Origin of the sequence: Roseisolibacter agri, assembly GCF_030159095.1 — a bacterium.
Classification (GTDB): domain Bacteria; phylum Gemmatimonadota; class Gemmatimonadetes; order Gemmatimonadales; family Gemmatimonadaceae; genus Roseisolibacter; species Roseisolibacter agri.
Map to the genome: position 1 here is coordinate 87832 of NZ_BRXS01000003.1, position 18967 is coordinate 106798.

Below are 18967 nucleotides of genomic sequence, written 5' to 3' on the forward strand. Positions count from 1 at the left end.
CGGGTGAGTGGGGAGAGGAGGTGAGGGATCACAGCGACGTCTCCGCGCCCTGCGACCGGATGATGACGGCGCCGGTGGCGACGTCCACGACCATCGTGCGCGACGTCTGGCAGCCGCCCACGTCGTGCGCCTGCAGCAGCACGTTGTTCTTCCACAGCAGCTTGCGAAGCATCAGGAAGTTGCGCTTCCCGATCTGGAACTGGTCGGCGTCCTCGGTGGCGCCGGCGTGCGCGCCGCCCGCGACCTTCACGACGATGCGCTCCTTCTTCGCGCCCAGCTTGTAGCTCTCGCGGAAGAGCAGCGGCACGCCGGTGTCCACGAACATCGCCGGGTTCACCGCCGCCTTCGCGCGGTCGATCGTGCTGTCGGGGAGCATCGCGTGGAGCAATCCCGCGACGCCGGCGACCGGATCGTGGATCACGATCCCCAGGCAGCTGCCGAGCGCGTAGGTGATGAGCCGCTGGCCCCTCTCGCTGGCGAGCTTCACGTCGGCGACGCCGACGACGAGGTCGCGCGCGCGGATGGCGAGCAGCGGCCGCCCCTGCTCCGGCGACGGCGCCGCATCGGGCGCGGCGGGCGTGACGGGCGCCTCGCGGCGCGCGGGCTGCGGCGCGGTCACTTGCGGTACACCGCGGGCTGCACGTACGCGAACCGGTGCGACAGCGCGCTCAGGCTCTCGGAGTGGCCCACGAACAGGTGGCCGCCCGGCGCGAGCAGGTCGTAGTAGCGCTCGACCAGCGCCTGCTGCGTCGCCTTGTCGAAGTAGATCATCACGTTGCGGCAGAAGATCGCCTGGAACGGCCCGCGCATCGGCCACTTCCCCATCAGGTTCAGCGGCGCGAAGGTGACGAGCTTCCGCAGCGCGTCGCTCGCGCGCCAGCCGGTGCCCGAGTCGGGGCGCCCCCCCGCCGGCGTGGCGGCCGAGCGCGTCCAGTGGCGGCGCAGCAGGTCGGGCGCGACGTCCTCCATCAGCGCGTCGGGATAGACGCCCGCCTGCGCGGTCGCGAGCACGCGGCGCGAGATGTCGGTGGCGAGGATCTTCACGTCACGGCGGTCGGCGTCCGACCACGCGTCACGGATGATCATCGCCAGCGTGTACGGCTCCTCGCCGCTGGAGCAGCCGGCGCTCCAGATGCGCACGGGCCCCGCGCCCAGCGTCGGCAGCACGCGCTCGCGGAGGAAGTCGAAGTGCGCGGACTCGCGGAAGAAGCTGGTCTTGTTGGTGGTGAGCTGATCGACCATCTCGGCCAGCTCGCGCGCGTCGGCGCGCACGCGGTCGAGGTACGCCTCGAAGGTCGGCAGGTTGAGCGCGCGCAGCCGCTTGGCGAGACGCGAGCGCACCAGCCCTTCCTTCCCCTCGCGGAGCTGGATGCCGGCGATCTCGTAGACCGTGCGGCTGATCTCGCGGAACTGGGCCGCGGTGAGGTCGGATTCGACGGCGAGGGCGCTCATGGACAGCAGTGTCGGCAGCGATGGACGGCGATTGAAGCGAACGCGCGCGCGCGGCGCGTGACGATCCGCGCATGATTCGACGCGTGCGGTGTGCACAGGGAAACGGCGAGGGGGCGCGGCCGACCGGCCGCGCCCCCTCGTCCCGTCCCGTGGGAAGCGTGCGTCAGGCCGCGTCGGCCTCGACGTCCGCGTCCGGCAGCTGCTCCAGCTCGTCCGCCGCGAGCACGCGGTCGATGTCGAGCAGCAGCTTGACGCGCCCCTGCGACTTGCCGAGCCCCAGCAGGTACTCGGTGCGCACGCCGGAGCCGAAGCTCGGCGCGTCCTCGATCTCCGCGCCCGCGATCGCCGAGACCTCGCTCACCCGGTCCACCACGATCCCGACCGGCACCGCGCGGCCCGTGGGCCCCACCACTTCCACGACGATGATGCAGCGCACGGCCTCGGCGGCGGCCACCTCGGCCTCCGTGGCGCCGGCGAGGGCCTCGGCGGCGCTCGCCATGCCGAAGCGCTCCCGGAGGTCCATGATCGGGATGACCTTGCCGCGCAGGTTGATGACGCCGCGGATGAAGGCCGGGGTGCGCGGCACGCGCGTGATCGGCTGCAGGCCGATGATCTCCTGCACCTTCAGGATCTCCACGCCGTACTCCTCGTCGGCGAGGTAGAAGGTCAGGAACTTCCCGCCGCGGTCCTGCGCCGGGGTGGCCACGGCGGCGCCGCCGGGCGTGGAAGGCATGGTGCTCATGGGGAGAGACGTCTCGGATGGTGGGGACGGGCGTGGCCTGTGGCTCACACCAGGGAGTGTCGGCGCGGGCTGCGGCTCGCTTGAGCCTCGCCGGCCGCGCGCGGCGCCGCCGGCGCCGCCTGGGACGTACCGAGTCGGAACTCGCCCACGACCTCCTGCAGGCGTGCCGCCTGGGCGGACAGCTCCTCGGCCGCCGCCGCGGCCTCCTCGGCGTTCGCGGCGGTCTGCTGGGTGGCACCGTTCATCTCGCCGATGGCCTGCACGATCTGCCGCACGCCGCCGGTCTGCTGCTCGGACGCGGCCGCGATCTCGGTGACGACCTCCGAGGTGCGCGACACCTGGCGCGTCATCTCGCTGAAGTCCGCGGCGACCTGCTGCCCGAGGACCACGCCGCCCGCGACGCGCTGCGCGCTCTCCTCGATCAGCGCGGCGGTGTTGCGCGCCGCTTCCGCGCTGCGGAGCGCGAGCGCGCGGACCTCTTCCGCCACGACCGCGAAGCCGCGGCCCGCGTCGCCCGCGCGCGCCGCCTCGACGGCGGCGTTGAGCGCGAGCAGGTTCGTCTGGAACGCGATCTCGTCGATCGTCTTCACGATGCGCACCGTCTGGTCGGCCGACGTCTTGATGGCGTCGAGCGCGGACGCGAGGCGCGTCATCTTCTCGGCGCCCGCGGTGGCGCTGCTCTGCGTCGTCGCCGCGAGCGCGCGCGCCTCGCCGGCGTTCTCCACGCTGCGCTCGGCCATCGCGTTCAGCTCGTGCACGCTGGCCGCGACCTCCTCGAGCGTGGCGGCCTGCTCGCTCGCGCCTTCCGCGAGCACCTGCGCGCCACCCGCGATCTGCCCGCCGGCGGCCGCCACCTGGTCGCTCGCCGACGCGACCTCGCGCAGCGCCTCGCCCAGGGCGTCCACCGCGGCGTTGAGCGCGTCCTTCACGCGCGCATGGTCGCCCGCGTAGTCGCCGTTCACGCGCGCCGTCAGGTCGCGCTGCGCGAGGCGCTCCAGCACCGCGGTCGACTCCTGCATCGGCGCGACGACCGCGTCCAGCGTCGCGTTCAGCCCATCCATCAGCTCCGCGAACGCGCCGCGATAGCGCGCGGCGTCGGCCCGCGTGTCGAGACGCCCCTCGCGCGCCGCGACCGTGAGCGACGCCACGTCGCCCGTGAGCCGCTCGACCGTCGCGCGCAGGCGCACGAACGCATGACCGAGGACGTCGCGCTCGCCGCGCGGATCGACGGCCACCGACAGGTCGCCGTCGCCGAGCGCCTCGGCCGCGCCGGCGATGGCGCGCTGCGACCGGCGCAGGTCCGCGCACGCGGCGGCCAGCGTGCCCACCTCGTCGCGCCGCGCCGCATCGGCGTCGCGCGCACCGTCGGCGGTGCCGGTCACGTCGCCGTCCGCGAGCAGGCGGAGCTGGCCGGTGACGCGGCCGACCGGGATCGCGATGCCGCGCACGAGCGTCACCGCCAGCACGATGCTGAGGAGCACCGCCGCGAACAGCACGCCGACCACCAGCTGCTTGCCGCGCGTGAACGTGTCGGCTGCATCGGCCGACGCCTGCTGCGCGCCGCGCGTGTTGAAGTCCACCGCGGCGGCGATGGCCGCGGTCAGGCGGCTGCCCGCCGGCTGGATCGCGTCGAGCGCCGTGACGGCGGCGATGAAGTCGCGCTGCTCCACGGCGTCGAGCAGCGGCTTCACGCCGGTGTCGTACTCCGTGAACGCGGCCCAGATCGCCTTGTTGAGCTCCCGCTCCTCGGCGGTCGTGATGGTCGCCTCGTAGCGGTGGCGCGCCGCGGCGACGCTGTCGCGCGCGCTCGCGATGGCCTTGAGCGCACCAGCGCGCGCCTCGTCGGTGCGGGCGAGGATGGCGTCGCGCGCGCCGATCCGGAGCTGGAACGCCGAGCGGCGCACCTCGCCGAGCGTGCGCGTGCCGACGAGCCAGTTGTCGGCGATGTCCACGGTGTTCGCGCGGATGGCGCCGAGCTGCGTGTACGCCACGCCGCCCAGGCCCAGCATGAGGGCGACCAGCGACGTGAACGCGAGCGCGAGCTTGCGGGAGAGGCGGAGGTTGTCGAACCAGGTCATGGGTGGGTACCGCGAAGGAGTGGTCGGAGCGTACGACGACGTGCTGTGCCCCGAGTCTCGACGCGGCCGCAGGCGACTTGACGCGTGCACGCCACATTCACGCTCGACGTTTTCGTCACGCCACAGCCCCCGTGGCGGCTCGCGAACGCGACGCGGGCGGCCGGTGCGCGCGCACCGGCCGCCCGCGTCGCGCGGCGACTCCGTGAGGGGGCGGCGGTCAGGCCGTCGCCATCATCCGCCGGGGCGCCCGCGACTTCGTCTCCCGCTCCACGACCGGCCGCGCGGCGGCCGCCTCCAGCTGGAAGGCGCCCACCACCTCCTGCATGCGCTCCGCCTGCGCCGCCAGCTCGGTGGCGGCGGACGCGCTCTCCTCGGCGCTGGCGGCGGTCTGCTGCGTGACCGTGTTCATCCCGTTGACGGCGTCGGTGATCTGGCGGATGCCGTCGGTCTGCTGACCGGCCGCGGCGGCGATCTCCGCGACCACGGTGGACGTGCGCGCCACGCGGCGCGACACCTCGTCGAACTCCGCCGCCGCCCGCTCGCCCAGCGCGACGCCGCCGAGCACGCGCTGCACGCTCTCCTCGATCAGCGCGCCAGTGTTGCGCGCTGCTTCCGCGCTGCGGAGCGCGAGCGCGCGGACCTCCTCGGCGACCACCGCGAAGCCGCGGCCCGCGTCGCCGGCGCGCGCGGCTTCCACGGCCGCATTCAGCGCCAGCAGGTTGGTCTGGAACGCGATCTCGTCGATCGTCTTCACGATCCTCGCCGTCTGCGCGGACGACTGCTCGATGGCGCCGAGCGCCGCGGCCAGCTCGCGCATGCGGGCGGCGCCCTGGCCGGCCCCGTCCTGCGTCTGGCGGGCGAGCGTGTCGGCCTCCTGCGCGTTGCCCGCGGTGCGCTCGGCCATCGCGGCCAGCTCGGTGACGCTGGCGGCGACCTCCTCGAGGCTCGCGGCCTGCTCGCTCGCGCCCTCGGCGAGCGACTGGCTGCCGCCGGCGATCTGGCCGCTGGCCGACGCCACCTGCTCGCTCGCGACGCGCACCTCGGACAGCGCCTCCGTGAGCGCGTCGAGCGCCGCGTTGAGCGCGACCTTCACCCGCGCGTGGTCGCCGACGTAGTCGCCCCTGACGCGCAGCGAGAGGTCGCGCGCCGCGACGCGCTCCAGCACCGCGGTGGACTCGCGCATCGGCGCGACCACCGCCTCGAGCGTCGCGTTCAGGCCGCCCGCGAGCTCCGCGTACGCGCCCTGCATCCCGTCGGTCTCGGCGCGGGCCGAGAGGTCGCCCGCGCGCGCGGCCGCGACGACCATGTTGGTCTGCGCGATGGTGGCGTTGAGCGCCGCGCGCGCCGTGCCGTAGGCCGCGACCGCGCCCCGCGTGCGGGTGATGAGCGCGTTCACCGTGGTGGCCAGCTGTCCCAGCTCGTCGCGCGACCTGACGGTTAGCGGCGTGGTGGTCGGGACGACCTCGACGCCGGTGTCGCCGCTGGCGATCGCCTCGAGCGCGCCGTGCAGCGCGGCGACGCAGTTGTCGCTGAGGCGGGTCGCGCGGTCGGCGATCGCGCGGACCGAGCGCGTGAGGCGCGCGGCCGTCGCCCACCCGATGACCAGCGCCAGCGCCATCCCGGACACGGCGATGATGGCGATCAGCCACGAGGTGCGCGCGGCGAGCGCCTCGTTGGCGCGCGCGGTCGCCTCGGCCTGCGAGACCTTCATCGCCGTCATGCCGACGATGGACGCCTCGATCCTCTTCTGCGCCCTCGCGGCGTCGCCGCGCAGCAGCGCGATGGCGGCCGAGTCCTGCCCGGCGACGCCCAGCGCCACCAGGCTGTCGCGGACGGGCGCGAAGGCCGCGTACTCGGCCTTCAGCTGCGTGAAGCGCGCGCGCATCGAGTCGGTGATGATCCGCGCCTCGTAGCGCGTCATCAGCGAGTCGATCTCGGCGGCGATCTGGCCGATGCGCTGCTGGTCGTGCGCCGCGTCCTCGGGCGACGTGGCGAGGATGACGTCGCGCATGTTCACGCGCGTGCGCTGCACCGCGGTCGCCATCGCGCCCAGCTCGCCGATGGGCACGGTCATGTTGTCGTAGAGCGTCCGGTCGGCCGCGGCGAGGCGGCGGGCGCTCGTGACGCCGAGCGCGCCGACGCCCGCGCCGACGAGGGCGATGAACGCGAAGGCCGAGACGAGCTTCGTCCGGAGGGGCAGGTCGGCGAACCACTGCATGGAGGGACCTCGGAAGAGCGACGCGTCGAGGTGAGTGCGGCCGCGGGAGCGCGGCGGGCCGGCGCGGGAGGGGGGCGCCGTGCGGAGGGGTGTGACGTGGGCGCGACGCCCACACCTCCAGTATCGTCGCAGCGTCGCACGGCTTGATGGCAGCGCGCTCACATTCACGGAAAAATCATGACTCGCCGCTCATCCCGAGCGTCTCGCGCTCCGAACGCGACGCGGGGCCGGCGAGCATCGCGCTCGCCGGCCCCCCAGTCGTCGACGCTCCGCGCGTCAGGCGACGGCGCGCTTCCCCTCGGCCCACTCGGGCGTCGCCTCGCCGCTCTGCGCGAGCGCGACGATGTCGGTGACGTCGAGGATGAGCCCCACGCGGCCGTCGCCGAGGATCGCGCCGCCGGCGATGCCGCCGACCGCGCCGATGCCGTCGCCGAGCGACTTCGCGACCACCTGCTGCTGCGAGAGCAGCTCGTCCACCAGCAGCGCGCTGCGGCGCTGGTGGCCGTCGCCGACGATCATGAGCAGCGCCTGCGTCGGATCCTCGACCGCGCCCGGGACGCGGAAGAGGCGGTGCAGCCGGACGACCGGCATCACCTCGCCGCGCAGCGTCACGACCTCGCCGCGGCCGGCGACCGTCTGGAGCATGCCGCGCTCCGGGCGGAAGCTCATGTGGATGTTGGTCGTCGGCACGATGTAGCGCTCCGTGCCCACGCGCACCAGCATGCCGTCGGTGACCGCGAGCGTGAGCGGGAGGCGCACGTAGAAGGTCGTGCCCTGCCCCGGCTCCGAGACGATCTCGATGCGGCCGCGGACGCTCTCGATGTTGCGCTTCACGACGTCCATGCCGACGCCGCGGCCCGAGACGTCCGTCACCTGGTCGGCGGTCGAGAAGCCCGGCGCGAAGATGAGCTGGAACACCTCGCCGTCGGTCATGCCGCGGTCGCTGTCGATCAGCCCCTTCTCGATCGCCTTGCGGACGATCTTCTCGCGATTGAGCCCGCGGCCGTCGTCCTTCAGCTCCACGATCACGCTGCCGCCCGACTGATAGGCGGAGAGCTTGACGTGCCCCTGCCGCGCCTTGCCCGCGCGCAGGCGGTCCTCGGGCGTCTCGACGCCGTGGTCGAGCGCGTTGCGGACCATGTGCACGAGCGGGTCGCCGATGACGTCCACCATGTTGCGATCGACCTCGGTGTCCTCACCCTCGGTCGAGAACTCGACGTCCTTGCCCAGCTTCGCGGCCACGTCGCGCACCAGGCGCGTGAGCTTCTGGAAGGTCGCCTTGAGCGGGACCATGCGCATCGACATGCTCAGGTCCTGCAGCTCGCGCACGATCTTGCCCGCGTGCGTGATCTTCTTCGTCAGCTCGTGGTGCGTGCCCGCGGCAGCGGCCAGGGTCTGGTCGCCGGCGATCATCGACTGCGCGATCACCAGCTCGCCCACCATGTCGATCAGGCGGTCGAGGCGGTCGGTGCGGACGCGCAGGAACTGGTCGGCCTCGCTGCCGGCGGCGCGGCGGTCGCCCTGGCGACGGTCGCCCTGCCGGCGATCGCCCTGCCGGCGCTCGACCGCGGGCGCGCCCGCCACCTCAGCCGCGAGCGACGCCAGCGCGGGCGCGGTGATCGACGGCGCCACCTCGGCCGCCGCTGCGGCGGCGATCGCGGGAGCCGCGTCGCTGCCGTCGTAGCCCACCAGCGCGTCGATGAGCGCCTGGTAGCCGTCCGGCGTCTCCAGCGCGCCGCCCGGGCCGCTCGTGCGCAGCGTCTCCTCGACCGCGTCGAGCAGCGCCTTCAGCATGTCCACGGAGCGCAGCGACAGCGTCGCGCACGCGCTCGTGTAGGCGATCTCGCGGTCGCGCACGCGCGACAGCAGCGACTCCGCCTCGTGCGCGAAGCTCGTCAGGCGCACCAGCCCGATGAAGGCCGACGTGCCCTTCACCGTGTGGAACGCGCGGAAGACCGTGTTGACGGCCTCGATGTCGTCGGGCGTGTGCTCGAGCGCCAGCAGCGCGGCCTCGGAGCCGCTGATGCAGTCGCGGCTCTCGACGAGGAAGTCGCGCAGCAGGTCGAGGTCGACGTCGGCCGGCAGCACGTCGGACTCCGATGGCGCGGAGGACGGAACGGCGGAGGACGATACGGCGTGAGACGGTGGAGCGGCGGCCGCGGGAGCGGCGGCCGGCGGGGCGGCGAGGCCGGCGTCCATCGCCTGCTCGATCAGCGCGCACACCTCCGCGAACGTGGCGGCGGGATCGGCGGCGGTCCCCTCGGCGAGGGGCTTCAGCACGCGCACCGCCTTCGCGACCGTGGGCTGGATGGCGATCGGCACCTTGTTGCCGAAGGCGAGGTCGGCGAGCGCCTCGCGGATGCGCGCGAACTCCTCCCGATCCTCGGGCTCGAGCTGCAGCAGCAGGGTGACGGCGTCGTCGAGCGTGAACTCAGACATCAGGGTGTCCGGAAGGAAGCAGGAGATACGGGATCAGCGGCCGCCGGCTGCGGCGGCGAAGAACTGCGAGCTGCGGCTCTGGAGCGCCTGCTCGAAGGCGGCGAGCTCGATGACGAGCGCCGCGTGCAGGTCGGCCACGTCCTCGTGCGTGGCGCGCCCCGACCAGAGGAAGTCGACCAGCTGCACGGTGCGGATGGCGCCGACGTTGAGCGCGGCGCCGCGCACGCGCAGCACGCGCGACGAGAGCTCGTCCTTGCCCATCTCGTCCACCGACGACCGCCCCTCGCGGATCTTGCCGAGGTTCTGCACCAGCTCCGCGAGGTGGTCGCGGGCGAGCATGAGCAGTGGGTGGAAGGTGCGGCTGTCGACGCGCAGGCGCTTGATCATCTCGCGCCAGCTCTCCCAGCGCGCGGGCGCGCGCTTGAGCGCGCGCTCGATGCGGGTCGCGAACGCGTCGACGTTGATGGGCTTCTTGACGAAGTCGACCGCGCCCAGCGCGAGCGCGCGCTCGACGGTCTTGGCGTCGGCGCTCGCGGTGCAGAACATCACGGGGATGTCCTGCAGGTGCGGCCGCACCAGGATCTGCTCGATCAGCTCCAGCCCGTGCATGTCGGGGAGCATGAGATCGGCGATGATCAGGTCGATCGGCTGCCGCGCCACCTGCTCGAGGGCCTCGGCGCCGTTGTGCGCCACGACGTGCGCATGGCGGAGCCGCTTGAGCAGCGCCGTCATGATGTGACACGTCACGAGGTCGTCTTCGATGAGGAGGATCACGGGGACTCCAGGTGGGCGGCGGTCGCGGGCGCGACGCCTCTGGAGCCAGTATCGGCCGGTGCCGCGGGCGGATTAACCGCCGAGGGTCGCCGCCGGCGGTGCGGCGGGCAGCCGCAGCGTGAAGGTGCTCCCCTGCCCGTGCACGCTCGCGACCTCCAGCCGGCCACCCAGGCGCGCCGTCAGCGCCTGCGCGAGCACGAGCCCCAGCCCGCTGCCACCGACGGGCGACGCGTCGTCCGCCGCATCGAGCCGGTCCCACGCGCGGAAGAGGCGCGCGCGCTGCGCGTCGGTGAACCCCGGGCCCGTGTCGATCACGTCGAGCGCGAGGTCGCCGCCGTCGCCGCGCGCCCGCAGCCGCACGCCGCCGCGCCGCGTGTACTTCACCGCGTTGCCGCCGAGGTTGAGCAGCACCTGCCGCACGCGGTCGGCGGGCAGGACGACGGTCGCGGGCGCGTCGTCCGCCACCTCGACGTCGCACGTGAGCCCACGCGCGGCGGCCAGCGGCGCCAGCGTGCGCGCCGCATCCTCCAGCAGCGCGCGCGGCGCGACGGCCGCCGCCTCCGCCGCGTCCTCGCCGCCCGCCTCCAGCCGCGCGAGCGTCAGCGCGTCCTCGACCAGCCGCAGCATCGCCGCCGCCGCGTCGCCGAGGGCGGCGACGTGCGCGGACTGCTCGGCGTCGAGCGGCGTGGCGCGCAGGAGGTCGAGGAGCCCCTGCATGCCGTGGAGGGGCGTGCGGAGCTCGTGCGCGACGGCGGCCAGAGGAGGAACGGCGGACAACGGAGAGGCGGAGGACGGTGAAGCGGAGGACGATGAAGCGTGAGACGGTGGGGCGTCCACGGCGGAGACGAGCAGCTTGGCGGTACGGAAACGGCGGGACCGCGCCAGTGCGCCGTCCCGCCGTTTCGTCTCACGCTTCATCGTGCTCCGTAGTTCCGTCTTCCGCAGTATCGTCCTCCGCCCCACCGCTCACTTGAAGATCTCGTCCGCCACCGCCTGCCGCTGATCCGCGTTGCGGGTCGTGGCGTTCGGGTCGAACGTGCGCGCGTCGGGCGACTGCGTGCCGGCGCGCACCATCACGGTGGCCGGGTCGAACAGCTTCGCGATGTTCAGCAGGCGGCTCTCCATGTCCGTCAGCACGCTCGACGCGTAGGCCAGCTGCTGCGTCGTGATGTCCTGGAACTGGAGGCAGCCCATCATCCCGAAGATCTCCTCGCGCAGGAGGTCGCGGGTGTGCTGGCCCTTGTCCTTGTCGCCCGCCGCGTCGGCCGCGTCGAGGTCGTCGATCATGTTCTGCGCGCGGTCCAGCGCATCCAGGATGTCCGTCGCCGCCACCTCGGTGGCCGACGTCACCTCGCGCAGCTTCTCGCTCGTGTGCTGCAGCTTCTCGACCGTCGCGGTCTCGAGCGCGTTGCGGCTGTCGCGCAGGTTCGCGAGCACCGCCTGGATCTCGTGGTTCGCGCGCTCCAGGATGAACGGGAGCGCCGCGAGACCGACCGGCTGGCCTTCGGGCTGGTTGAGCAGCGCGCGCAGGTGCATCGCGGCGGGGTGCTCGGGCTGCGCCTCTGCCGGCTGGGGCGCCGCGGGCTGGAGCCCCTCGAGCTCCTGGTCGACCAGGCGGAGCGTCGCCTCGGTCTCGTAGAGGACTTCGTGACGGGCGGCCATGGTGGTCATCCGGCCGCGACGCTCATCAGCGCGTCGATCTTTTCCTTCAGGATCTGCGGCGTGAACGGCTTCACGATGTAGTTGTTCACGCCCGCCTCCATCGCCTCGATGATGTCCTCGCGCACGCTGCGCGCGGTCACCATGAGGATCGGGACCTGCTCGCCGCGGTCGCGCAGCGCCTTGGCCAGCTCGGTGCCCGTCATGTTGGGCATGTTCCAGTCCGTGATCACGAACCGGATGGTGGCGTCGTACTTCTCGAGCGCCTCCTTCCCGTCGCCGGCTTCGACGATGTCGGTGAATCCGATGCGCTGGAGCGAGTTGACGACGATGCGGCGCATCGTCGACGAGTCATCGACGACCAAGAACTTCATGGGGGGCTTCCTCGGGAGGTGCGCAGCGGGCGCGCGGGTCCTGCGGACTCGTCACGGCGCGCCGGGGGCGGGCGGCCACGACGGAGCGTCGCGGCCGTGGGGACTTGTATGGAGAGCGAGCAGACGGAGCCGGGCGGCGGGACGACGGGAAGCGCGTTTCGAGTCCGCGCCTGCCCGCTCGTCAGAGATCGCCGCTCTTCAGGATCCGCTGCGCGACCTGGTCGACCGACTGGACGGAGTTGTAGGCGCCCTCGAGCACCTTGCGGCGCAGCTCCGCCACGCGCTCGGGGCTCAGCGACGACGCACGCTCGCCACCCTCGGTCCCGGCCAGCGCGCGGCCGGCGTCGGAGATCTGGACGGAGTCGTTGCGCGGCGCCGCGGGCGAGGCCGGCGTGGCGGGCTCCGTCACGCCACCGGGCCCCTTCGCGGGGCTGGCGGGCGCGGCAGGCACGGCACGGGCCGGACCGTAGGTGTTGCCGATGTTGCGAATGCTCATGGTGTCTAGCCTCCTTGCCCAGATTATCGGCGGGCGACCGGGAAACTTGAACGCGTGATCCGGTAACGACCTAGAAGATCCTAGAAGGTGAGATCGACGCGTCCCTGCGTCTCCGTCCTGCCTGCTGCCCCCGGCTCTCCACCCGCACGCTCGGCCGCGGCCAGCACCGCCGCCGCCGCCTCGCGCATCACGAGCCCGGGGTACTGCCCGGCCAGCGCGCGGCCGACCCCGTCGGCCCGCACGGCCACCAGCCCGCCGTCCAGCCCTTCCAGGGCATGCACGGGGGCCTCGTCCTGCTGCCCCACCGCCTCCGCGACCAGCTCCGGCAGCGCCGAGAGCTCTCCCATCGGCTCGGGAGTCGGGGCCGGCAGCGCCGCCCGGACCTCCTCCCCCAACGCCCACGCGGCGCCGCGGGACATCGCGTCCCGCAGCGCCACCAGCCGCTGCCGCAGCGCCAGGTCGACCGCGGCCTGGTGCTCCAGCTCCACCAGCGCGTCCGACAGCAGCGCGTCGAACGACGCGTCCGGCATCGCCGCCGGCGCGGCCTGCAGCTCCGCGAAGTGCTCGGCCGCCGCCGCGCGGACGACGCCCAGCGCATCCGCGCGCCCGTGGTCGCCCGCGAGCGTGGCCGCCGCCTGCTCGGCCAGCGCGGCGGCATGCTGCGCGTAGACCGCCAGCCGCGCGTCCAGCCGCGCCGCCTGCCGCGCACCGGCGTCCAGTCCGGACGCCGGCCCGCGGCCTTCGCTACCGACGACCCACCCCGCCCCCGGCAACGCCGCGGGCGGGGTGGAGGAGCCGGAGGACTCGGACGGGAGCGACCAGTCGCGGTCGGACATCGGGCGGCGGATCGAACGTGGGCGTCAGCGGACGAGGGCGACCGACCCGCCGCGTCCGCCGCGGCGCACCGGCGCGGGCGACTGCGTGCGGCGCGCGATCACCTCGCGCGTCTCGTCGGCCAGGCGCTTGTGCAGCAGCTGCGCGTGCTGCAGGGCGTCGTCCACCGGGGCGAGGATGAGGGCGACGGCCTGCTGGCTGGCGTTGCTCGAAGCGCTCGGCGCCGCCGGCCAGTCGCGCACCAGCGCGCGCGCCTCGGCCAGCGCGGCGAGCAGCGGCTCCAGCTGCACCACCAGGCGGTCGCGCTCCAGCAGCGCGGCGTCGAGGGCCGGGTCGTCGCCGCGGCCCACCGCGTCCAGCGCCACCAGCAGCTGCGCGCCGAAGCGCTCCAGCAGGCGGACGGCGGCCGTCGCCTGCCAGGCGAGGTGGTCGCTGTCCTCGAGCGGGTGCCGCGGCCGCGCGTCGGCGGTGGCCGATGCGCCGCGCGCCGGCGTCATCAGGCGTGGCCGCTGCTCCGGAGGGAGCTCGGGCACGTCAGGCGCTCCGCGCCGCCATCGGCATCACGGGCGCACCGGGCGCCGCGTTCGCGGCCGGGCTGCCACCGTGCGCCGCGCCGCTGCTCACGATCTGCGCGAACGCGTCGCGCAGCTCGTCCATCACGCGCACCACGCCGTCGATCTTCGCCGCGTCGCCCGTGCGGCTCGCCTCGAACAGCTGGCGCAGCGAGAACGCGTACAGCGCGTCCAGGTTCTGCGCGATCGCGCCGCCCTGCTCGAAGTCGAGCGACACCTTCAGCTCGGTGATCATCTCGTTCGCCTTCAGGAGCAGCTCGACGCGGTCCTCGATGCTGCGCGACTCGATGGCGAGGCGCGCGCGCCGCAGCGTGAGCAGGATCTTGTCGAACAGCATCACGACCAGCTGCCCGGGCGACGCCGACTCGAGCTCCGCGTTGCGATAGCGCGCGGCCTGGTTGGCGTAGCCGGCCGGCGCGCGGCCGGCCGCCGCGGCGACGGGGCGGGCGGGCAGACCGGCCGGCGAGGCGAAGCTCTGACGGACGGCGGCGGCGTACGGCGAGGTGGCCGGAAAGCTCATGGCGGTGCAGTCCTGCGTGGAGGGCGGCGGCGGGTGGGGCGGCGATCGCTCGGCGCGTCGAGTCGGTCGCGTCTGCGTGTCAGTATCGGCACGCGCCCCGGAGCGCTACACCACCCGCTACTTCACCGCCCACCCGTCAGAACTCGTCAGAACTTGCGATCGATGAGCGAGGGCGCGCGCTCCGCGGGCGCCTGCACGCCGCCGCCGCGCGGGCCGTACCCGCCGCGCGCCGCCTCGCCTTCCACGGACTCGCCGGCGGCGCCGGGCGCGAGGCCCAGCTCCGCCAGCTGCCGGCCGTACGCGTCGCGCCACGCCTCCAGCTGCACCGTCATGTTGCGGATCGCCACCTCGGCGTGCTTCGCCTCGCGCATCAGCGCCTCCATCTCACGCTGCAGCTCGAGCATCTGCTCGGCCGACGCGCGGGCGGAGGCGTCGCCGATCACCGGCTGCAGGCGCTGCGCGCCCTGCTGCAGCTCCTCGAAGCCCTGCACCGCGACCGCGGTCGCGGCGACCGCGCGATCGGCGTCGCCGTCGTCGAAGCTGCGCTGCTGCGCCTCCACCGTGCGCGCGTAGCGACGGTAGGCGGCACGCTGCGCCTCCAACGCGTCGATGGCGGCGCGGTGGGCGAGGGGGTCCAGCTGGCGTGTGACGGGTGGGCGGAGCATGGGGCCTCCTTGGGGGCCTCCGGCGCGGGCGCGACGTGCGTCGTCGCCTCGCGCGGCCGTGACGGGTCAGGGGGCGGCGGTCAGCTGTCGCTCGACTTGTTGAGTCCCGAGAACTGGGCGGCCATCTGCTCGCCCAGCGACTTGAGCGTGCCCAGCGACGCCTCGAAGCGCGCGTACTTGGCGAGGAGCGCCGTGCGCTTCTTGGCGAGCCGGGAGTCGAACTCGTCGATGCGGGCCTGGAGCGTCGCGTTCTGCGTCTGCATCCCCTGCTCGCGCTTGTCGATCTCGCCGGTGAACGTCCCGGTGATGTCGTCCGCGAAGTGGAACGCGGTGCTCATGCGGTCCGACAGCACCGCGCGCACGTCGCCCATGCGCGACGGATAGACGGCGTCGAACTTGGCCCGGTCGAACGTCAGCGTGCCGTCCTTCTGCACCGACACGCCGAGCGCGCCGAGCGACGTCATGTCGTCGACGACGGCGGTGGGGACGCCCGAGTCGTCGACGCGCGCGGCCGGCGTCAGCACGAGCGTCGCGAGCTGCCCGCGCACGCTGCGCAGCAGCGGGTCGTTCTGCAGCGGGCTGCCGGCGACGCTCTGCCCCTTCACGAACGCCTGCACCTTGTTGTACGCGTCGACGAACGCCTGCATGGTCGTCGCGCCGGCGTTCGGCTGGCGCTCGACGGTGACGGTGCTCGTCCCCTTCGCGCCGAGCGTCATCGTGACGCCGGGGATCGCGTCGGTGATGGTGTTGGTCGGGCGCGTGATCGGCGTGGCGCCGCCGTCGAGCGTGAACGTGGCGTCCGACGCCGGCACCGCCGGCGCGCCGCCGATGCCGAGCGCCGCCACGAGCGCGCCGTTCGTGTCGTCCGCCACCGCGAACGCGTTCACCAGGCCGGTCTTCTGCCCGGTGAGCACGAGCCGCTGGTCGCTCCCGTCGGCGTTCATCGACAGGAGGGAGGCCTGCACGCCGGTGCGCGCGGTCTCGGCGTTGATGCGGTCGCGCACCTCGCTCAGCTTCTCGCCCGCGACGAGCGTCACCGGCTTGCCGCCGATGGTGAGCGTGCCGCCGCTGGCGAGCGTCTGCGTGCCCGTCCAGCCGGTGGAGGCGACGGTCTTCTGCGCCGCCGCGAGCGACGTGACGTTGACCGCGTACGTGCCGCCGACCGCGCCGGTGCCCACGGTCGCGGCGAGCACGCCGCGGCCGGTGGCGTCCGCGCCCACGGCGGAGACGCTGAAGGCGTCGAGCGCCTTGCCGTTGCGCAGGCCGTCGGCCGCCGACTGCAGCGACTGCATGGCCTGCCGGAACAGCTCCAGCGCGTCCTTCTTCTTCGCGTTCGCCGTGATGGTGGCCTGCAGGCGCGTCGCAGGCCGCTTCTCGGCGGTGATGATCGCGTCCACGACGCTGCTCCAGTCGATGCCGCTGGAGACGCCGGGGATGCTGGTGAGTGATTCGGCCATGAGGGGTTCCGCGGATGCGCGGGACGGGATCGAGACGCGGGGGGCGGATCGGACCCGCGCCGCCCCTTCCTAGGACGAGGCGGCGGCGAGAACGACACGCTCCGGGAGCCGCCAGTCGGCGGCCCCCGGAGCGCTTGTCCAGCGAAGCGCCGGAGGCGCGTCGATCAGCCGCGGAGCAGCTGGAGGATGCCCTGCGTGCCCTGGTTCGCCTGCGACAGCATCGACTGCGCGGCCTGCTGCAGGATGTTGTTCTTGGTGAAGGCCGACATCTCCTTCGCCATGTCGGCGTCGCGGATCGAGGACTCGGCGGCCTGCGTATTCTGCAGCATCGAGTCGACGTTCTGCGAGGCGTAGTCGACGCGCGACTGCGCGGCACCGAGCTTACCGACGAAGGTGTTCAGCTTCTCCTGCGCCAGGTCGAGGCGGGCCAGCGCGTCCTTCGCGCCGGCGGTCGTCAGGAGCGAGGCCCCCGTCGCCGCCGCACCCGCGCCCGTGTTCACGCTGCTCGACAGGTTCTTGATGTCCATGTCGTCGAGCGAGCCGAGGCTGAGCTGGATCGAGTCCGCCGAGTCGTAGACCGCGGCGCGCTGCGCGAGCGTGCCCGTCGCCTGGCTGGCGCTGGTGCCGACCAGGATGCTCGGGGCCGCGACCGCCGCCGCCGTCACCGTCATGCCGCTGACCGAGAAGGTCGCGCCGTCGAGCGAGTTGGCGACCGCCGCCGAGCCGGCGCTGTAGCCGCTGACCGCGAAGGTGTCGTTGTTCGCCGAGCTGGCCGTCGGGGCCACCGCCGCGGCCGCGCCGCCGAAGGTGAAGGTCTGGCCGATCAGGTCCGCCTGGCTGCTGACGCCGGCGTCGAGCGTGACCGAGAAGTTGCCGAAGGTCAGCGTCGCGCCGCTCGTGATGCTGGCGTTGGCGACCGTCGCGCCCGGGACGTCCACGCCGCCCTTCTGGAGCTTGACGCCGGTGCCGCCGTCGTCGACGAAGGCGTAGGAGCCGTTCTCCGACGCGTTCTGGACCGCGTTCGTGACCGACGAGAGGTTCGCCGTCAGCGCGCTCGAGGAACCCGTCGCCGCCGCCGAGCCGGCCGAGGCCTGCGTGAAGCCGCTGAGCGAGATGACCGCGCCGTTGTCGAACGTCGCCGAGCCCGCGCCGGTGGTCACCGCGCCCGAGGTCTCACCGACCTTCGCCGCGCCGCCGCCCGTCGTCCACAGCTCGAGCGCCCCGGCCGCGCCGTCGCGGATCTCGTAGCCCGAGTTCGAGCCCGACATGCTGGCGGGCAGCGTCGTGACGCCCGTGATGTCGCCCGTGAACGAGCCGGCCGTGCCGCTGGACGCGGCGGTGCCCGCCGAGCCGGCCACGTAGGAGCCGCTCGTGTTGATCTCGATGCCGGCCGACGCGAAGGTGATCTTGCCACCGGAGGGCGTCGTGCTGGCCGTCGCCGTCGTGCCGCCCGGGCCCGTCAGCGTCATCGTGCTGCCGCTGACCGACAGCGTGTAGCTGCCGTTCGCCGCGTTGGTCGCGCCGCTCGACGCCGCGATGCCGCCCGCCGCGAGCGAGGCCGTCTGGCCCGCCGTCGCGCCGCTCAGCGCCGCCGTACCCGCGGCCGCCGTCGTCGCCGCCGAGCCGTTGAGGCTCGTGAGGACGTTCGTGCCCTGGTACTTGGTGCCGGTGATGAGGCGGTCGGCCTCCTTGTACAGCGCGTTCCACTCGTCCTGCAGCTTCGAGCCCTGGCCGCCGATGTTGGCCGAGGCGCCCTGCGACGCCAGCTCGCGCATGCGGTCGAAGATGTTGCCGAGCGTGCTCGCCGCGCCGTCGGCGATCTGGAGCATCGCGCTCGCCTGGGCGGCGTTCTTCTGCGCCTGGCCGAGGGTCTTCGCGTCCGCGCGCAGCTGGTTCGCGATCGCGAGGCCGGCCGCGTCGTCCGCCGCGCGGTTGATCCGGAAGCCGGACGACAGCTTCTGGATCGAGCGCTCGGTGTTCTGGGCATTGACCTTCATGTAGCCCAGGGCGCTGTTGGCGGCGGTGTTCGTCTGGATCTTCATGGCCTGTAACTCCCTTTACAGTTTGGCGGAGCGTCCGTGCTCCCTGTGATCTGTCGTGGCCGAAGTGGCCGCGTGCCCTGATGTATCGGCGGCGGCCCGAAAAACTTGAGCGGGCCGCGACCTGTCCGGTCGCGGCCCGCTCGTCGTCCATCCTTCGACCCGACGCTCACTCCAGGTCGAACGGCGTCTGGACCTGGTAGCGGTCGTCCGCCAGCACCATCTGCCGCCCGGTGCGCGAGGCGACGTCGAGGAGCACGGGGGCGCGCAGGTTCGCGCTCGCGCGGTCGTTCCCGCCGCCCGGCAGCGTGACGATGGCGAACACCGCGATCGACTCGGGGGTCACGACCTCGCCCGGCGTCGCGCTCATGTTCGGCACGTCGATCTCGTAGCCCGGGAACCAGTGGAACGGGTCGGCGAGCAGGAAGATGAGGTCCGACGCGTCCGCGCTCTGCAGCCAGGCCAGCCCGTCGCGCCCCGAGGGGATGAGGGCCCACCGCCGCGCCTCCGGGAAGCCGAGGAGGCCCGCCGGGAAGGTGAGGAGCGCCGCCGACGGCACCTGCAGGGGTCCGAGGAGGTCGGAGGCGATCGGGGACTCCACGGCGTCCATCGTCGGGTCGGAGGCGGTCAGCGTCGTCATCGGGTGGT

General features: G+C 73.5%; 18 protein-coding genes. All 18 read right to left on the minus strand.

What is annotated here, in order from left to right:
* Positions 1 to 28: 28 nt before the first annotated feature.
* The 18 genes from rosag_RS09125 to fliW all read right to left on the minus strand — a co-directional run bounded on the left by rosag_RS09125 (position 29) and on the right by fliW (position 18959).
* A complete protein-coding gene (locus rosag_RS09125) occupies positions 29 to 619 on the minus strand; it encodes a chemotaxis protein CheD (RefSeq protein ID WP_284349783.1) in 591 nt (196 codons plus the stop codon).
* The gene (locus rosag_RS09130; protein WP_284349784.1) at positions 616 to 1452 is read right to left on the minus strand and encodes a CheR family methyltransferase; all 837 of its coding nucleotides are present in this window, start codon (positions 1450 to 1452) and stop codon (positions 616 to 618) included. The genes rosag_RS09125 and rosag_RS09130 overlap by 4 nt, the downstream gene beginning before the upstream one ends.
* A 163-nt stretch (positions 1453 to 1615) precedes the next feature.
* Positions 1616 to 2185 (minus strand): chemotaxis protein CheW, encoded by a 570-nt coding sequence (locus tag rosag_RS09135; protein WP_284349785.1) that lies wholly within the window; start codon positions 2183 to 2185, stop codon positions 1616 to 1618.
* A gap of 53 nt (positions 2186 to 2238) precedes the next feature.
* A complete protein-coding gene (locus rosag_RS09140; protein WP_284349786.1) occupies positions 2239 to 4272 on the minus strand; it encodes a HAMP domain-containing methyl-accepting chemotaxis protein in 2034 nt (677 codons plus the stop codon).
* A 217-nt stretch (positions 4273 to 4489) separates the two neighbouring features.
* A complete protein-coding gene (locus rosag_RS09145) occupies positions 4490 to 6490 on the minus strand; it encodes a methyl-accepting chemotaxis protein (RefSeq protein ID WP_284349787.1) in 2001 nt (666 codons plus the stop codon).
* Positions 6491 to 6766: 276 nt separating this feature from the next.
* On the minus strand, positions 6767 to 8929 hold the full coding sequence (locus rosag_RS09150; RefSeq protein ID WP_284349788.1) for a chemotaxis protein CheA: 2163 nt from the start codon (positions 8927 to 8929) through the stop codon (positions 6767 to 6769).
* A gap of 33 nt (positions 8930 to 8962) precedes the next feature.
* A complete protein-coding gene (locus rosag_RS09155; protein WP_284349790.1) occupies positions 8963 to 9703 on the minus strand; it encodes a response regulator in 741 nt (246 codons plus the stop codon).
* Positions 9704 to 9775: 72 nt separating this feature from the next.
* A complete protein-coding gene (locus rosag_RS09160; RefSeq protein ID WP_284349791.1) occupies positions 9776 to 10621 on the minus strand; it encodes a sensor histidine kinase in 846 nt (281 codons plus the stop codon).
* 48 nt (positions 10622 to 10669) lie between these two features.
* Positions 10670 to 11365, minus strand: a complete 696-nt coding sequence (locus tag rosag_RS09165; RefSeq protein WP_284349793.1) for a hypothetical protein — start codon at positions 11363 to 11365, stop codon at positions 10670 to 10672.
* Between the two features lie 5 nt (positions 11366 to 11370).
* Positions 11371 to 11736, minus strand: coding sequence for a response regulator (locus rosag_RS09170; protein WP_284349794.1), 366 nt, complete (start codon positions 11734 to 11736; stop codon positions 11371 to 11373).
* Positions 11737 to 11917: 181 nt separating this feature from the next.
* A complete protein-coding gene (locus tag rosag_RS09175; protein ID WP_284349795.1) occupies positions 11918 to 12232 on the minus strand; it encodes a flagellar biosynthesis anti-sigma factor FlgM in 315 nt (104 codons plus the stop codon).
* Between the two features lie 80 nt (positions 12233 to 12312).
* On the minus strand, positions 12313 to 13068 hold the full coding sequence (locus tag rosag_RS09180; RefSeq protein WP_284349796.1) for a hypothetical protein: 756 nt from the start codon (positions 13066 to 13068) through the stop codon (positions 12313 to 12315).
* A 24-nt stretch (positions 13069 to 13092) separates the two neighbouring features.
* Positions 13093 to 13599 (minus strand): hypothetical protein, encoded by a 507-nt coding sequence (locus tag rosag_RS09185; RefSeq protein WP_284349797.1) that lies wholly within the window; start codon positions 13597 to 13599, stop codon positions 13093 to 13095.
* 1 nt (position 13600) lies between these two features.
* Complete coding sequence (gene fliS, locus rosag_RS09190) at positions 13601 to 14158, minus strand: flagellar export chaperone FliS (protein WP_284349798.1); 558 nt, start codon at positions 14156 to 14158, stop codon at positions 13601 to 13603.
* 146 nt (positions 14159 to 14304) lie between these two features.
* Entirely contained in the window at positions 14305 to 14823 is a 519-nt protein-coding gene (locus rosag_RS09195; RefSeq protein WP_284349799.1) for a hypothetical protein, read from the minus strand.
* A gap of 80 nt (positions 14824 to 14903) precedes the next feature.
* Entirely contained in the window at positions 14904 to 16280 is a 1377-nt protein-coding gene (gene fliD, locus rosag_RS09200) for a flagellar filament capping protein FliD (RefSeq protein WP_284349800.1), read from the minus strand.
* A 164-nt stretch (positions 16281 to 16444) separates the two neighbouring features.
* Positions 16445 to 18322 carry a flagellin N-terminal helical domain-containing protein gene (locus rosag_RS09205; protein ID WP_284349801.1) on the minus strand — a complete coding sequence of 626 codons (1878 nt, stop codon included), beginning with the start codon at positions 18320 to 18322 and terminating at the stop codon, positions 16445 to 16447.
* Positions 18323 to 18488: 166 nt separating this feature from the next.
* A complete protein-coding gene (gene fliW, locus rosag_RS09210; protein ID WP_284349802.1) occupies positions 18489 to 18959 on the minus strand; it encodes a flagellar assembly protein FliW in 471 nt (156 codons plus the stop codon).
* Between the last annotated feature and the right edge of the window lie 8 nt (positions 18960 to 18967).

Bases quoted from the DNA above. Each gene is read 5' to 3' on its own strand.
- rosag_RS09140 (WP_284349786.1), bottom strand. From the start codon at position 4,272: ATGACCTGGTTCGACAACCTCCGCCTCTCCCGCAAGCTCGCGCTCGCG.
- rosag_RS09180 (WP_284349796.1), bottom strand. From the start codon at position 13,068: ATGTCCGACCGCGACTGGTCGCTCCCGTCCGAGTCCTCCGGCTCCTCC.
- rosag_RS09150 (WP_284349788.1), bottom strand. From the start codon at position 8,929: ATGTCTGAGTTCACGCTCGACGACGCCGTCACCCTGCTGCTGCAGCTC.
- rosag_RS09165 (WP_284349793.1), bottom strand. From the start codon at position 11,365: ATGGCCGCCCGTCACGAAGTCCTCTACGAGACCGAGGCGACGCTCCGC.
- rosag_RS09205 (WP_284349801.1), bottom strand. From the start codon at position 18,322: ATGAAGATCCAGACGAACACCGCCGCCAACAGCGCCCTGGGCTACATG.
- rosag_RS09160 (WP_284349791.1), bottom strand. From the start codon at position 10,621: ATGAAGCGTGAGACGAAACGGCGGGACGGCGCACTGGCGCGGTCCCGC.
- rosag_RS09175 (WP_284349795.1), bottom strand. From the start codon at position 12,232: ATGAGCATTCGCAACATCGGCAACACCTACGGTCCGGCCCGTGCCGTG.
- fliS (WP_284349798.1), bottom strand. From the start codon at position 14,158: ATGAGCTTTCCGGCCACCTCGCCGTACGCCGCCGCCGTCCGTCAGAGC.
- fliD (WP_284349800.1), bottom strand. From the start codon at position 16,280: ATGGCCGAATCACTCACCAGCATCCCCGGCGTCTCCAGCGGCATCGAC.
- fliW (WP_284349802.1), bottom strand. From the start codon at position 18,959: ATGACGACGCTGACCGCCTCCGACCCGACGATGGACGCCGTGGAGTCC.
- rosag_RS09130 (WP_284349784.1), bottom strand. From the start codon at position 1,452: ATGAGCGCCCTCGCCGTCGAATCCGACCTCACCGCGGCCCAGTTCCGC.
- rosag_RS09195 (WP_284349799.1), bottom strand. From the start codon at position 14,823: ATGCTCCGCCCACCCGTCACACGCCAGCTGGACCCCCTCGCCCACCGC.
- rosag_RS09170 (WP_284349794.1), bottom strand. From the start codon at position 11,736: ATGAAGTTCTTGGTCGTCGATGACTCGTCGACGATGCGCCGCATCGTC.
- rosag_RS09135 (WP_284349785.1), bottom strand. From the start codon at position 2,185: ATGCCTTCCACGCCCGGCGGCGCCGCCGTGGCCACCCCGGCGCAGGAC.
- rosag_RS09145 (WP_284349787.1), bottom strand. From the start codon at position 6,490: ATGCAGTGGTTCGCCGACCTGCCCCTCCGGACGAAGCTCGTCTCGGCC.